This window comes from Mesorhizobium sp. M1E.F.Ca.ET.045.02.1.1 (assembly GCF_003952485.1).
In the GTDB taxonomy this organism is placed as follows: domain Bacteria; phylum Pseudomonadota; class Alphaproteobacteria; order Rhizobiales; family Rhizobiaceae; genus Mesorhizobium.
Genome location: NZ_CP034447.1, coordinates 7,105,605 through 7,120,091, shown reverse-complemented (window position 1 = coordinate 7,120,091; position 14,487 = coordinate 7,105,605). Strand labels below are relative to the sequence as shown.

Annotated in this window: 13 protein-coding genes, 1 pseudogene and 1 riboswitch; of the genes and pseudogenes, 8 read left to right on the top strand and 6 right to left on the bottom strand. The window is 65.0% G+C overall.

Annotated elements, in window-relative coordinates; all coding sequences use genetic code 11:
- Positions 1-56: 56 nt before the first annotated feature.
- From EJ070_RS34890 to EJ070_RS34865, 5 genes and pseudogenes are all read left to right on the top strand, one after another.
- Positions 57-902 carry a sugar ABC transporter permease gene (locus EJ070_RS34890; protein WP_126095401.1) on the top strand — a complete coding sequence of 282 codons (846 nt, stop codon included), beginning with the start codon at positions 57-59 and terminating at the stop codon, positions 900-902.
- Between the two features lie 13 nt (positions 903-915).
- On the top strand, positions 916-1,761 hold the full coding sequence (locus tag EJ070_RS34885; RefSeq protein WP_126095400.1) for a carbohydrate ABC transporter permease: 846 nt from the start codon (positions 916-918) through the stop codon (positions 1,759-1,761).
- A 21-nt stretch (positions 1,762-1,782) separates the two neighbouring features.
- The gene (locus EJ070_RS34880) at positions 1,783-2,823 is read left to right on the top strand and encodes an ABC transporter ATP-binding protein (RefSeq protein WP_126095399.1); all 1,041 of its coding nucleotides are present in this window, start codon (positions 1,783-1,785) and stop codon (positions 2,821-2,823) included.
- Between the two features lie 16 nt (positions 2,824-2,839).
- A complete protein-coding gene (locus EJ070_RS34875) occupies positions 2,840-4,117 on the top strand; it encodes a trehalase family glycosidase (RefSeq protein ID WP_126095398.1) in 1,278 nt (425 codons plus the stop codon).
- A gap of 245 nt (positions 4,118-4,362) precedes the next feature.
- A pseudogene (locus EJ070_RS34865) lies at positions 4,363-4,569 on the top strand (hypothetical protein); the annotation flags it as partial.
- Positions 4,570-4,586: 17 nt separating this feature from the next.
- Here the strand turns inward: EJ070_RS34865 and EJ070_RS34860 are convergent.
- The 6 genes from EJ070_RS34860 to mtnK all read right to left on the bottom strand — a co-directional run bounded on the left by EJ070_RS34860 (position 4,587) and on the right by mtnK (position 10,348).
- Complete coding sequence (locus EJ070_RS34860; RefSeq protein WP_126095397.1) at positions 4,587-5,312, bottom strand: MgtC/SapB family protein; 726 nt, start codon at positions 5,310-5,312, stop codon at positions 4,587-4,589.
- A 114-nt stretch (positions 5,313-5,426) separates the two neighbouring features.
- Positions 5,427-5,585, bottom strand: coding sequence for a peptide ABC transporter permease (locus EJ070_RS34855; protein WP_126095396.1), 159 nt, complete (start codon positions 5,583-5,585; stop codon positions 5,427-5,429).
- A gap of 155 nt (positions 5,586-5,740) precedes the next feature.
- A complete protein-coding gene (gene fba / locus EJ070_RS34850) occupies positions 5,741-6,805 on the bottom strand; it encodes a class II fructose-bisphosphate aldolase (RefSeq protein WP_059185845.1) in 1,065 nt (354 codons plus the stop codon).
- Between the two features lie 153 nt (positions 6,806-6,958).
- Positions 6,959-7,426 (bottom strand): 6,7-dimethyl-8-ribityllumazine synthase, encoded by a 468-nt coding sequence (locus EJ070_RS34845; RefSeq protein WP_126095395.1) that lies wholly within the window; start codon positions 7,424-7,426, stop codon positions 6,959-6,961.
- 77 nt (positions 7,427-7,503) lie between these two features.
- Positions 7,504-7,648, bottom strand: a riboswitch (FMN riboswitch).
- Positions 7,649-7,988: 340 nt separating this feature from the next.
- The gene (mtnA, locus tag EJ070_RS34840; RefSeq protein WP_126095394.1) at positions 7,989-9,083 is read right to left on the bottom strand and encodes an S-methyl-5-thioribose-1-phosphate isomerase; all 1,095 of its coding nucleotides are present in this window, start codon (positions 9,081-9,083) and stop codon (positions 7,989-7,991) included.
- Positions 9,080-10,348, bottom strand: coding sequence for an S-methyl-5-thioribose kinase (gene mtnK, locus EJ070_RS34835; protein ID WP_126095393.1), 1,269 nt, complete (start codon positions 10,346-10,348; stop codon positions 9,080-9,082). The genes mtnA and mtnK overlap by 4 nt, the downstream gene beginning before the upstream one ends.
- 138 nt (positions 10,349-10,486) lie before the next feature.
- On the opposite strand from mtnK, the gene EJ070_RS34830 reads away from it, so the two are divergent.
- From EJ070_RS34830 to EJ070_RS34820, 3 genes are all read left to right on the top strand, one after another.
- Complete coding sequence (locus EJ070_RS34830) at positions 10,487-11,998, top strand: sugar ABC transporter ATP-binding protein (RefSeq protein WP_126095392.1); 1,512 nt, start codon at positions 10,487-10,489, stop codon at positions 11,996-11,998.
- A gap of 77 nt (positions 11,999-12,075) precedes the next feature.
- Complete coding sequence (locus EJ070_RS34825; RefSeq protein ID WP_126095391.1) at positions 12,076-13,071, top strand: ABC transporter permease; 996 nt, start codon at positions 12,076-12,078, stop codon at positions 13,069-13,071.
- 35 nt (positions 13,072-13,106) lie between these two features.
- Entirely contained in the window at positions 13,107-14,159 is a 1,053-nt protein-coding gene (locus EJ070_RS34820) for a substrate-binding domain-containing protein (RefSeq protein ID WP_126095390.1), read from the top strand.
- The last annotated feature ends 328 nt before the right edge of the window (positions 14,160-14,487 follow it).

Sequence of the window (14,487 nt, the reverse complement as noted above, 5' to 3'; positions counted from 1 at the left end):
GTTGCACTCCGGGCGCCCGGACCGCAGCACTGTCGCAGCGCGCAAGGACAAACACCATGAACGGCAAGGCTCTGCCCTATCTGCTGCTGATGCCGGCGACTTTGTTCCTGTGCGTCTTCTTCCTCTATCCCTTCGTGCTCGTCGCCTTCGAGGCGATGACCCGCGACGGCGTCTTCACGCTCGACAATTTCCGCACCATGGCCGCCAGTTGGAAGTTTCCGGCCACCGTCCGCAACACGCTGCTGCTGGCCGCGATCGTCGTGCCGATCCAACTTGCCATGGCGCTTCTGATGGCGAGCGTCGTGTCGCGGCTGGAGACCGGGCGCAGCGCGGCGCTTTACATCTTCGCCATCCCGCTTGGCATTTCCGACCTCGCCGCCGGTTTGATCTGGCTCGCCATCTTCGACCAGTCCGGTTTCCTCAACACGCTGCTTTCCGGCCTCGGCATCGTCGACCGGCCGATCATGTTCCTCGGCTACCAGAGCAAGCTCACGATCTTCATTGCCGTCGTGCTGGCCGAGATCTGGCGAGCCACCGCGATCATGATGGTCATCCTCGTTGCAGGCATGGGCTTGATCCCGAAGGAGTATCACGAGGCGGCCGAAGTGTTTGGCGCCGGCCCGTGGAAGCGCTTCGTGCGCATCACGCTTCCCCTCCTGCGACCGTCGCTGCAGACGGCGATCATCCTGCGCGTCATCCTCGCCTTCGAGGTCTTCGCCGTCGTCGCGGCCCTTGGCGGCGCCAATCTGCCGGTGCTGATGGGCGAGACCTACAACTGGCAATTCACGCTGCAGGACCGCAATGTCGCCGCCGCCTCGGCGCTGCTCATCCTTGCCATCTCGATCGGCTTCACGCTGTTCTTCCTGAGAGTGCTGCGCGTGCCCAAGGAGGCACGGATATGAAGGAGCCCAGGATATGAGCGCCGTCGCCGAGGCGCCGGCTGTCGCGATGGCTGACGCCCGCAAGGCCGGCGACTGGCTGCTCGTCGCCACCGCCATCCTGCTTTGCATCTGGGTGCTGCTGCCGATCTACCTGCTGATCGTCAACGCGCTGTCGTCGCCGCAGGACGTGACCGGCTTTCCCAAGCGCTTCTTCCCGTCCTTCGATCTCGGCAGCCTCGCCTTCTTCATCAACTTCGCCGGTGTCGCCAGGGCGCTGTGGAACTCGGTGCTCGTCGCCACGCTGACGATGATCCTGTCCATCGGCTTCGGAGCGCCGGCCGGTTACGCGCTGTCGCGCTTCGATTTCCCGGGCAAGGGAACGTTCCGCTTCCTGGTGCTGATGACCCGCGCCTTCCCATTGCCGCTGCTCGCGCTGCCGCTGGCGGTGATGTTCATCCGCACCGGGCTCGACGACACCGCGCTCGGCCTGGCGCTGGTGCACACCACGCTGGCGCTGCCCTTCGCCGTGCTCATCACCTTCTCGTTGTTTTCCGGCATCCCGGTCGAGCTCGAGGAGGCGGCGTGGACGCTTGGCTGCACCCGATGGCAGGCCTTTCGCAAGGTGATCCTCCCGCTGGCGCTGCCGGGCATCGCAGCTTCGGCGGTGTTTGCTTTCACCATCTCCTGGAACGAGGTCTTCGCCGCCGCCGTGCTCACCATCGAGAACCGCACGCTGACCGCCTTCCTGCTGCAGAGCCTCGGCGAGTCGCCGCTCTACCTCAAATTCGCCGGCGGCGCGGCTTTGGTCGTGCCGGCGCTGATCTTCATCTTCGCCGTCCGGAAATATCTGTTCGCCATGTGGGGGATCGCCAACCGATGACGCGCGAGAGGAAGAACGCTCATGGCTGAAATCGCCATCAAGGGAGTGGCCAAGCGCTTCGGCGGCTTCACCGCGCTGCATCAGGTCGACCTCGCCGTCGCCGACCAGGAATTCATGGTGCTGCTCGGCGCTTCCGGCTGCGGCAAGACCACGCTGCTCAGGATCGTCGCCGGGCTGGAGACGCCCAGCCAGGGCGAGGTCTGGATCGACGGCCGCCGCGTCGACCATCTGCCGCCGCGCGACCGCGGCATCGCCATGGTGTTCCAGAACTATGCCGTCTTCCCGCATCTGACGGTGTTCGAGAACATCGCCTTCGGCCTGCGCATGAAGAAGCTGCCGCAGGCCGATGTCGAGCGCCGCGTCAATCGCACCGCCGAACTGATGCATATCGAGCAGCTTTTGAAGCGCTACTCGGGCCAGCTTTCCGGCGGCCAGCGCCAGCGCGTCGCCGTCGCCCGGGCACTCGCCATGGAGCCGGACGTCATCCTGATGGACGAGCCGCTGTCCAACCTCGACGCGCTGCTCAGGCTGGAGATGCGGGCCGAGCTAAAAGGCGTGCTCGCGGCCTCGAAGACCACGACCATCTATGTCACCCATGACCAGGTCGAGGCGATGAGCCTCGCCGATCGTATCGCCGTCATGCATCAGGGCCGCATCGTCCAGGCGGCGTCGCCGGTCGAGGTCTACCGCAATCCGGCCGCGCGCTTCGTCGGCTCCTTCATCGGCAACCCGCCGATGAATTTCCTGCCTGCGTCCAAAGCCGCGAATGGAAGCTGGAGCGTAGCCGGGCTGACGCTGCCCGGCCCGAAATCGGACAAGCGAAAAATCGAATTCGCCATCCGGCCCGAGGATGTCGACGCCGGTGACAACGGGTTGCAGGCCACCGTGCGCGTCATCGAGCCGCTCGGACCGCACACGCTGGTCACTTGCGACGTCGAAGGCGGCCTGTTTCGCGCGGTGCTGGACTCCAGCGCCACCGTTGCCGTGGGCGACCGCCTGCGGCTCGCCCCCAAGCCCGACCGCATCCGCTGGTTCGATCCAGAAACCACCAACGCCCTCTGAAAGACCTCGAGCCGCCATGACAGCCTCCGCCGCCCAAGACATCATTGCCCGCGCCGTCGAGGTGCTGAAGGAAAACGACCACGGCGACTACACCATACCGACGAAAGGCCTCTATCCGTTCCAGTGGAATTGGGATTCCTGCCTGACGGCGCTTGGCCTCGCCCACTATGACGAGGCGCGCGCCTGGACCGAGATCGAAACGCTGTTCGCACACCAATGGCCCGACGGCATGGTTCCGCACATCGTCTTCCATGTCTGGAACGACGGCTATTTTCCCGGGCCCGAGGTCTGGCGCACCGATCGGCCGACCGCCACTTCTGGCATCACCCAGCCGGCCGTCGCCGGCTTCGCCGTGCGCCGACTGTTCGACCGGGCATGCGACAAGAAGCTGGCAGCCGAGCGGGCTCGCAGGCTGCTGCCCAGGATCGATGCCTGGCACCGTTGGTTCTACGAAAACCGCGATCACAAGGAGGAGGGGCTGGTTGCGATCATCCACCCCTGGGAGTCCGGCCGCGACAACTCCATCGATTGGGACCAAGCCTTCGAGCGCGTGCCGACCGAAGGTGTCGAGCCCTACACACGCCGCGACATCCTGCACGCCGATCCGGCGCATCGGCCGACCCAGGCGCAGTACGACCGCTATCTCTGGCTGGTGCAGCATTTCAGGGAACTGGGTTGGGACAATGCCAGGCTGCACGACGCCTCGCCATTCCAGGTCGTCGATCCCGGCTTCAACGCCATCCTGATCCGCGCCGCGGCCGATCTTGCCGATCTCGCAGAGGTGCTTGGCGAAATGGAGATCGCCAATGCCAATCGCGCCCGCGCCGAAAAGGGGCTGGCGGCGATGGAGCGCCTGTGGAGCGACGCGCATGGCCAATACCTCTGCCTCGACCGTATCACCGGAAAGCTCGTCGACAGCGCCTCGGTCGGCGGCATGCTGCCGGCTTTCGCCGCCATCCCCAACGCGCGCGCCGCCGCGATCGCCGCGACCGTCGAGCGCCTCGCCGGCAAGGCGCGTCACATCGTGCCTTCGCACGATCCCGACGACCCGCGCTTCGATGCCAGGCGCTACTGGCGCGGACCGGTCTGGCTGGTGGTCAACTACATGATCGCCGACGGCCTTCTCGCCGCCGGCCACCCCGAGGTCGCCCGGCGCATCACCCGCTCCAGCCTCGACCTGATCACCGAAAGCGGCTTCGCCGAATATTACGATCCGCTTACCGGAGAACCGCTCGGCGGCGACCGTTTCACCTGGACGGCGGCGATGGTCATCGAGTTTTTGCGCGGAATGTAAGGGCGCGTTCATCGAGCCTGTAAACTTTGCGGCGGCGGGAGCTACACCAGCGCGCCGCAAACGGCTATCAATCGTCGCGTCATCATGCTTCGGGGGTCATGAAGGGGCGGCTTGCAGCTGGATTTGAAAACAATCGAGGCTTTGGCCCCCGACCAGGCTTCGCTTGGCGCCGCCGCCAAGCTGACCAAGCGCTCGACCTGGCCCCGCCTCGAGACGAACGAGCAACTGGGGCTCATCTGCGGCGAATGCCAGACCAGGGTCGCCCCGGCTACGATCCGTCCATGGCCGGTTCGGTCGCGGCATTGGGCATTCCGGTCTTTGCCTGCACACCGGATCACTTCCCCGACATGATGGCGGCGGCGCTGCGCCGGGAGGATATCGGCGCCTGGGCGGCCGGAGCGGACATCAAGCTCATTCGCGCCGATGCGGACACGCCAGGCGCGGCCGAGTAAGCCTGCCGGCCCGACACTCAGAACGGCTTCTCGCCGACGATCTCGAAGCGCTCGACCGCACAGTCCTCGGAGATCACCGCCAGCACATCGGTCGAAGGCTCGACCGCGTCGGGCTGCTTCCATTGAACATCGAAGGAAAATACGAAGCGGTTGCGGTCGGTATCGTGCTCCATACCGACGAAACGCGCGCTGTAGCCGAGTGGCCGGACCATTTCCTGGAGGTCGGGTGGCGAGTTTTTCGGCCATGAGACCGAAAGCACCGCCTTGTGGTCGCGGGCAATCTTGAGATCGACCCATTTCAGCGCCTGAAGCGTCACCAGGGTCAGCACCGTCGCGATCGCGCCGAGGCCGAACTGGCCGCCGCCGAAGGCGAGCCCGATCATCGTCATGATCCACATCGTGGCGGCGGTGGTGACGCCGGTAACGAGATCGCCGCGCCTCAGGATGGCGCCGCCGCCGATGAAGCCGACGCCGGTGAGCACGCCGAGCGCAAAGCGCATCACATCCATGCGCACGAAGGAGTCCGGCCCTTTGCCGGTCACATCGAGCAGCATGTTGGCCTGGACCATTGCGACGCAAGCCGCCAGGCCGACCAGTATGGTCGTGCGCAAACCGGCGGAGTGGCCGCGCGCCTCGCGGTTCAAGCCGATGAGGAAGCCTGCGAGCAACGTCAGCAACAGCCGCGCGACGAGATCCGGCCAGGTCGGGTGAAGCGGCATATCGCAGCAAAGCGGCTCGAACATCGTCCGTAGGGCAGCCTGCGCGCCCCTCCGTTGCGTCTGGAATGTTCAACTTGGGTTGGCCGCTGATGGTTCCGTGGCCGGCGCCGTTCGATCCCATAGGGCGCGAACGGTCCTTCACCGAATGGCGATGCTCAGCACCAGTGCCAGCACGACGATGCCGACCAGTCCGGCGATGAAGATGATGCGCCTCGCGCGCGTGCGCAGGATGATTTCGCCCTGCCGCGCATCCTGGCCGGAAAAGACCGGGCCTTGCCTGTCGCGGTCCTTGCTCATGATCTGCTCCTTCCCTGCGGGTGGCACGGGAGGTGTCGGAACAGGAACCGATCTGCTGGCATGAAGTTCCGCCGAACTTGGCGGCAATGCCGGCGGGAGCGGCAAGCACTCCCGCCGTCGACCGGCCACAACGCGGCCGGCAAAATTCCCGGCTTTCAGCCGAATTTCGGGTCGAGGCTGCCTGACTTGTAGCGCTTGGCCATGTCCGACAACGGGATCGGCTTGATCTTCGGCGCATTGCCGGCGGTGCCGAACTGCTCGAAGCGCTCCTTGCAGAGCTTCTTCATCGCCGCCATGGCCGGCGTCAGATATTTGCGCGGATCGAACTCGCTAGGGTTCTCGGTCAGCACCTTGCGGATCGCGCCGGTCAGCGCCATGCGGTTGTCGGTGTCGATGTTGATCTTGCGCACGCCATGCTTGATGCCGCGCTGGATCTCTTCCACCGGCACGCCCCAGGTCGGCTTCATCTGGCCGCCATACTTGTTGATGATCTCCTGCAACTCCTCCGGCACGGAGGACGAGCCGTGCATGACGAGATGCATGTTGGGCAGACGGCGGTGGATCTCTTCGATCACATTCATCGCCAACACCGCGCCGTCCGGCTTGCGTGAGAATTTATAGGCGCCGTGGCTGGTGCCCATGGCCACCGCCAGCGCGTCGACATGGGTGTCGCGCACGAATTGCTCGGCCTGCACCGGGTCGGTGAGCAACTGGTCGTGGCTGATCGCGCCTTCGACGCCGTGGCCGTCTTCCTGCTCGCCGCCGCCGCTTTCCAGTGAGCCGAGCACGCCGATCTCGCCTTCCACCGAGACGCCGCCCCAATGCGCCATGTCGACGACGCGCCGGGTGATGCCGGAATTATAGGCATAGTCGGCCGGCGACTTGCCGTCTTCCTTCAGCGAGCCGTCCATCATCACCGAGGTGAAGCCGTACTGGATCGCGGTAACGCAGGTCGCTTCGTTGTTGCCGTGGTCGAGATGCATGCAGACCGGAATGTCGGGGTGGATTTCGACCAGCGCGTCGATCAGCTTGGCCAGCACCACGTCATTGGCGTAGGCGCGGGCGCCACGGCTGGCCTGCAGGATGACCGGCGACTTGGTCTCCTCGGCCGCCTCCATGATGGCGAGCCCCTGTTCCATGTTGTTCATGTTGAAGGCAGGCACGCCATAGCCGTGTTCGGCGGCATGGTCGAGCAATTGTCTCAGTGTGATGCGAGCCACCCAATAGTCTCCTGTATTTGGTTGCAGGCGGGATTTACCAATGGTCAGGCCAGGCCCAACCACTTGCTTCTGGCCGGATTTCCGACGGACCGCAACCACTCTCGTTGCGGTCCTGAAATCCAAATCGGTTTAGTTCTGGCGCACCGGTCGGGCTCAGGCGGCGATGCGTGCGCGCGCGGCGAGGATTTCGACGCAGGCTCTTGCCGCTTCCTTGCCCTTCACCAGAAAATGCTCGTGAAAGAAGCGGTGATGCTCGGCGCTATCGTGAAAATTGTGCGGCGTGAGCACGGCGGAAAGCACCGGAACGCCGGCCGCAAGCTGCACGCTCATCATGCCGTCGATGACGGCGCTGGCGACGAAATCGTGCCTGTAGATGCCGCCATTGACCACGAAAGCGGTGCCAAGGATCGCCGCATAGCGGCCGGTCTCGGCGAGCGTCTTGGCGTGCAGCGGGATCTCGTAGGCGCCAGGCACGTCGAAGATGTCGACGCTGAAACCACCGAGCGCGGCAAGCTCCGCCACGAAGGCCGTCACGCACTGGTCGACGATATCGGCATGCCAGCGCGCTTTGATGACGGCAACGCGGCGGGTCTGTTGATCTTTGGGGAAATGCTGATTCATGGGTCCTTCCTTCCGTTTCGAACCAGAATCAGGACGCACGACACAAAAACCTGCCCGCGCCAGCGGGCCGTCCTTGCGTACGTTCTCTTCCATCCGGACTGTAACCGTCGGCTCCGGAATTACACCGGATCTGCTGACCCTCCCGTTTCCGGAAGGCGCTCGCGGGCTTGGGTCGAAACCCTTACCGCCGGTGGGGACTTTCACCCCGCCCTGAGAACTTAACGCGGTTTGTATGGAGGAGGAGGACCGGCGCTGTCAATTGTCGCCGTCGCCGGAGCTGCGATCTCCCCCTTGGGGGGAGATGGCCGGCAGGGCAGAGGGGGGCGCGAAGGATCGCGGCGCTGCAGGATCAAGGTTCCTCGCCCCCACGAATGTGGGGGAGAGGTGGCTCGGCGAAGCCGAGACGGAGAGGGGAGCGCCCTACGAAGGCCCCCTCTCCGTCCGCTTCGCGGCCACCTCTCCCCGCCTTTGGCGGGGGCGAGGAACCCAGGTATTGAAATGCTGGCGGGACAGCGCCCCCCTCTGTCGCCTTCGGCGACATCTCCCCCTCGAGGGGGGGAGATTACCCCCGCTCCGGAAACATCGCCTTCAGCCCCTCGCGCGAGGCCTTCGCCACGCCGCGCTCGGTGATCAGCCCGGTGACCAGCCGCGCCGGCGTCACGTCGAAGGCGGGATTTGCGGCCGGCGTCGCGTCGGGCGAGACGCGCACCTGCGCGATCTTGCCGTCCGCCGTCTTGCCCCAGACCAGCGAAACCTCGTCACTCGCGCGCTCTTCGATCGGGATTTCGGCAAGCCCGTCGGCCACGGTCCAGTCGATGGTGGGCGAGGGGAGCGCGACATAGAAGGGCACGTCGTTGTCGGCGGCAGCGAGCGCCTTGAGATAGGTGCCGATCTTGTTGCAGACGTCGCCATTGGCGGTGGTGCGGTCGGTGCCGACGATCACCATGTCGATGTCGCCATGCTGCATCAAATGGCCGCCGGCATTGTCCACGATCAGCGTGTGCGGCACGCCATGGCCGGCCATCTCCCAGGCGGTCAGTTGGGCGCCCTGGTTGCGCGGCCTGGTCTCGTCGACATAGACATGCACCGGAATGCCGGCTTCGGTCGCCAGATAGATCGGGGCCGTCGCGGTGCCGTAGTCGACCGTCGCCAGCCAGCCGGCATTGCAATGGGTGAGGATGTTGACCGCCTCGCCGGGCTTCTTGCGCGCCGCGATTTGCCTGATGATGGCAAGCCCGTTCTCGCCGATGGCGCGGTTGAGCCCGACATCCTCGTCGGCGATCTCGGCGGCGCGCCGGTATGCGGCCGCGGCGCGCTCTCCCGGCGCCAACGGCTTGAGAAACCGCCGCATCTCGTCCAGCGCCCAGCGCAGATTGATCGCCGTCGGCCGCGTCTTGTGCAGCGTCTCCCACACCGCATCGAGCGCTTCGTCGGACGGATCGTCCCTCATCTGGATGGCGACGCCATAGGCGGCGGTGACGCCGATCAGCGGCGCGCCGCGCACCCACATGTCGCGGATCGCGGTGGCGATGCCGGCGACGGTTCCGATCGTCTCGATGCGGAATTCATGCGGCAGCCAGCGCTGGTCGATGATCTCGACCGAGCGCTTGTCGTCGCTCAGCCAGATGGTGCGGTAGTGGCGTTCGCCGACGTTCAAATTCTGCTCTCCTGTTCGATCAGCGCGGCCAGAGTGTTGACCTCGTCGATGCTGTGGATCTGACGCCGGTTGACGGCGATGTGGCGGCCGAAGCGCAGCGCCTTGGCCTCACATCTGGCGCGCAGGTTTTCATCGGCAATGGTCTCGAAATCGGCATTGTGGGCGAGGCCGAGGATGCGTCGATGCACCTCGATGCCGGCGAAGCCGAGCAAATCGGTCCAGATGCCGGAAAGCATGTGGTCGAGCGCCTGCTCGGAACCCAAGAGGTCGCCCTGATCCTCGAACAGGCTCTTCTGGTAGAGCATGCCGGTGCGCTCGGTGCGCCACAGATGCGAGAACTCGGCGCGGAACACGGCCCAGGTCTCGGCCGTGACCTTGAGCAGATAGGCGCGCATCGAGTCGCGGCCGCCGTTCTGCTCATGGCCGCGCTGCGAGAAGTAGGCCATCCAGAAATTGGCGAGCAGCATGCCGACATCGAAGGCGATCGGGCCGTAAAAGGCGAACTCTGGATCGATCATCCGGGTCTCGCTGTCGGTGACCATGATCGAGCCGGAATGCAGGTCGCCATGCAGCAGCGTCTCGGCATTGGCGGCGAAGGAATGTTTTAGCCGCTGCGCCTCGACCTTGAGGTCGCGGTCGGCGCGCAATTCGGCCACCAGTCCGTCGAGCTGCGGACTGGTGTGCCGGTTCATCTCGGCGTCGAAATATGGATCGGAGAACACAAGGTTCTCGGTGATGTCGCAGAGCTCGACATTGTCGGCGAATAAAGCGAGGTCGGCCTTGCGCTCTCTGGTCACCATCGACAGGTCCGAGCCGCGGAACAGCGTGCGGGCCATGAACAGGCCGATGTCGCGTGCGATGTTCGGCAGCTCGCGGCCATCGATCAGCGCGCGGCGCAGGATGACGTGCGGCGGCGCCAGATACTCCATGACGATCAGCGCCTGGATTTCGTCGAAATGGTAGATCGCCGGCACCGAGCCCGGCGCGCGTGCCTCCTGCCTGGTCAGCGCATGATATTCGAAGAAGGAGCGCTTCAAGGGCAGCGGCCAGCTGTCGCCGACCAGCCGCACATAGGGCAGCGCCTGCTTCACCACCGCTGCGCCGTGATCTCCCTCGACGATGAAGACGAGGTTCAAATTGCCGTCGCCGACCTCGCGTACCTTCCAGTGGCTGGCATCGTTGCCGATGCGCTCGGTCAGCGCCGTGGTCTCGCCAAGGCGCTTCGGCAGCGTCTCCACCGACAATGCTTCAAACTTCCCGGTCATTCTCTCCCCTCCTGCTCGTGGGTTTCGACGATAGCGGAGCCACGGCGGCGGGGCCAAGCTAGGAAGCGCTCTGGCAAATGTCAATCGTGTTGACAATTGACGAATGAGTCCATAGCGTCACGGGTCAGGGAGGAACGAATGGGCGCAGATGCCGTGTTCCGTGTGGAGGGTCTGAGGAAATCCTTCGGCCAGAACGAGGTGCTTGGCGGCATCTCGATTGAGTTGTTTGCGGGCGAGGTCACCGTGCTGATGGGCGCCAACGGCGCCGGCAAGTCCACGCTGGTCAAGATCGTCAGCGGCGTCTATTCGCGCGACGGCGGCACGATGCGGCTCGCCGGCCGGGCCTTCGATCCCGGCACGCCGGCGGAAGCCATCCGCGCCGGCGTCGTCACCGTGCATCAGAACATCAATGACGGGGTGGTCGCCGATCTCGACGTCGCCACCAACCTGACGCTCGACCGGCTGAGCGGCAAGGGCGCGTCGCTGTTGTTCAAGCCCGCCAATGTCCGCGCCGAGGCCCGGGCCGTCGCCGATCGCATGGGGCTCGCTATCGATCTCAGGGCGCGTGTCGCCGACCTTTCGCTCGCCGACCGGCAGATGGTGGCGATCGCGCGGGCCATGGCGCACCAGCCTAAGGTGCTGATCCTCGACGAGCCGACCTCGTCGCTGTCGAGCGCCGAAGCAGACCGGCTGTTTTCGCTGATCGACCGGCTGCGCGGGCATGGTGTCGCCATCCTCTACATCTCGCACCGCATGTCCGACATCCGGCGGCTTGCCGACCGTATCGTCTCGATGCGCGACGGCGTCATCTCCGGTGTCTTCGACCAAAAGCCGCTAGACTATGAAGGCGCGGTCAACGCCATGCTCGGCCGCAAGATCCTTCTCGACCGGGTCGTCGCCAGAAATTCGGCGCGCGCGGTCTTCACCGCCGAAGGCCTGCAATTGGCGCATGGCGCCAAACCGATCTCGATGACGCTCGGCGCCGGCGAGGTGGTGGCGATCACCGGTCTGGTCGGCGTCGGCAAGACGGCGCTGGCCGAGACGCTGTTCGGCGTGCGCGAGCCGCTGGCAGGCACCATGCACATGGACGGCAAGCCCTATGCGCCGCGATCGGCGCGCGAGGCGATTGCGGCGGGCGTCTTCCTCGTCGCCAAGGACCGCGCGATGAGCGGCATCGTCGGCGGCTTCAACATCGAGCGCAACATCAGCCTGCCTTTCCTCAAGCGCATGTCGGACTTCAGCGTCATGAGGCGCCGCGCCGAGCGTGCCGCCGCACGCCGCCAGATCGATGAGCTCGGCATCGTCTGCCGCTCCGAGAAGGACGAGCTTGCGGCATTATCAGGCGGCAATCAGCAGAAGGTGATGGTGGCGCGCTGGATGTCTCAGACCTCACGCCTGTTCATCCTCGACGAGCCGTTCCAAGGCGTCGACATCTCGGCAAGGCGCGACATCGCCGCCAAGCTGAGGGCAAGCGCCGACGGCCGCGCCACGCTCCTTTTCGTTACCGAGATCGACGAGGCGCTGGAGACTGCCGACCGCATCCTGGTGATGTCGGAACACACGATCGTCGGCGAGCACAGGAACGCCGATATCGACCTCGACCGGCTGCTGGCGCAGGTGGCCGGCGGGCCGCTGCACGGCACGACGTGAGCCGAACCGATGACGAGACTTGGAGTGCATGCATGAGTTCCAGTTTGGCGGAGAGGGCAGCAGAGCGGGAGCGTTCGATGACATTGCGTGACTATGCCATCCGCTACGGCTTCATCGTCCTTTTGTTCGGCCTGATCGCCTATTTCGCGATCGCCGCCGACGGTTTCGTCTCGCCGCAGAGCGCGGTTTTCATCTTCCAGTCGGTGGCGATCACCGGCGTGCTGGCGCTCGGCGTCACCGCGACGCTTGTCGTCGGCGGCTTCGACCTGTCGATCGGCTCAGTCGCCACCAGCGCCATGATGGCGGCGTCCTACGCCATGGTGGTGCTGGAACAGAACGCCATTGTCGCCGTCATCGCCTGCCTGGTCATCGGCGTGGTCGTCGGCCTGATCAACGGCTGGCTGATCGTCTATATGCGCGTGCCGGATCTCTTGGCGACGCTCGGCATGATGTTCCTGCTCCTCGGTCTGCAACGCATCCCGACCGAAGGTCGCTCGATCGCCACCGGTATGACCATGCCCGACGGTTCGGTCGCCAACGGCAAGTTCAGCGAGGCTTTCCTGGCGCTCGGCCGCCACCGCATCGACTTCTTCATCCCGAGCCTGATCCCGGTCTCTGTGGTGGTGCTGGTCGTGCTCGCCGTGCTGATCTGGTTCTTCCTCGAATACACCCGCTTCGGCCGCATGATGTATGCCGTCGGCAGCAACGAGCGGGCCGCCGAACTCGCCGGCGCGCCTGTCAAGGCATACAAAATCTGGGCCTACGTCATTTCGGGAGTTTTTGCCTCGATCGGCGGGATTTTGCTCGCCGCCCGGCTTGGACGCGGCGACATCGCCTCGGGTAATAATCTCTTGCTCGACGCTGTCGCCGCGGCGCTCATCGGCTACGCGGTGCTCGGCGCCGCCAAGCCCAACGCCTTCGGCACGGCCGTCGGGGCGGTGTTCGTCGGCGTCCTGCTGCAAGGCCTGACGATGATGAACGCCCCTTATTACACGCAGGATTTCGTCAAGGGCGCGGTTCTCGTCGTCGCCCTTGTCTTCACCTTCGCCCTTTCCGGCAGGGGCAAGAGATAGTTTCGACCGGGGCATAAACAACGGAGGAAATCGACGTGAGCATCACAAGAAGACTTTTGGGGAAGGCCGCTCTCGGCCTCGCGGGCGCGGCGCTGCTGATGCAGGGTACGGCACTGGCGGCGGACCGTCCGGCACCGTTCGACAAGCCGGGCGTCAAGATCGCGCTGGTGCGCTATCTCTCGACCGGTGACTTCTTCCAGGCCTATCTCTCCGGCGTCGAGGCGCAGGCCAAGGCGCTCGCCGTCGACCTGCGCGTGCTGGACAGCCGCCAGGACGCGGCCCTCCAGGCCGACATGGTCGACCAGGCGATCGCGCTCGGCGTGCAGGGCATCATCATCCAGCACGGCCTGACGGAATCGATGAAGGACGCTGCCCAGCGCGCGGTCGACGCCGGCATCAAGGTGGTCGCCTTCGACGTCAATGTCGAGAACCCGAAGATTCCGCAGATCGAGCAGTCGGACCGCGATCTCGCCCGCCTCGCGCTCGAGCAGGCGGTCACGGACAATGGCGATAGCTGGAAGGCCGGCTATGTCTATGTCGCCGGCATCGCGCCGCTCGACCGCCGCAACGAAACCTGGGTCGACGTGAAGAAGAAGCATTCGGGCATCAGCGAAGTGGCCATGTTCGGCACGCTCGACAACCCGATCGCCAACTCCGTCGCCAACCAGGCGCGCTCGGTGCTGCAGGCGCATCCCGACATCAAGGTGATGTTCGCGCCCTATGACGAGTTCGCCAAGGGCGTGAAGATCGCCGTCGACGAGGCGGGCCTCAACAAGGGCATCAAGATCTATTCGGCCGACATCTCGACCTCCGACATCGCCGCGATGCGCGAGCCGGACAGCGCCTGGGCAGCGACGGCCGCCACCAACCCGGCCGTCGTCGGCCAGGTCTCGGTGCGCGCGCTGGCGCAACTGCTCGCCGGCGAGGATCCCGGTCACAACGTCATCGTGCCGCCGACGCTGATCACGCAGAAAGAGCTCGTCGACAAGGACATCAAGAACATGGAGGACCTGTCGGCCAAGCTGCCGCAGTTCGCCCATGCCGATGTCGCGATGCCAGCCTGGATGCCGAACCCGAACGCGAAGTAAGCTGGTCTGAAAAGCGCTATTGGCAACATTAGAAACGTCGCGCCGCCCCTCATCCGCCTGCCGGCACCTTCTCTCCGTATAGTGACGGGGAGAAGGGGGATGGCCGAGACGCTGGCGCCTCATTCTGCAACGGCGACAAATTGGCGAAACCGTCGGTGACGGCGTGTTTTTCCCCGTCACTATACGGGGAGAAATGCCCGGCAGGGCAATGAGGGGCGGCGCCGACCGACGAAATATGATCAGACCGCCTCGCGTGAGGCGGTTTCAACGTGGCGTGCTTTAGTGATCAGTGAAAAGAGCGGCTCTCGGGCCGCTCTTTTTTCATCCG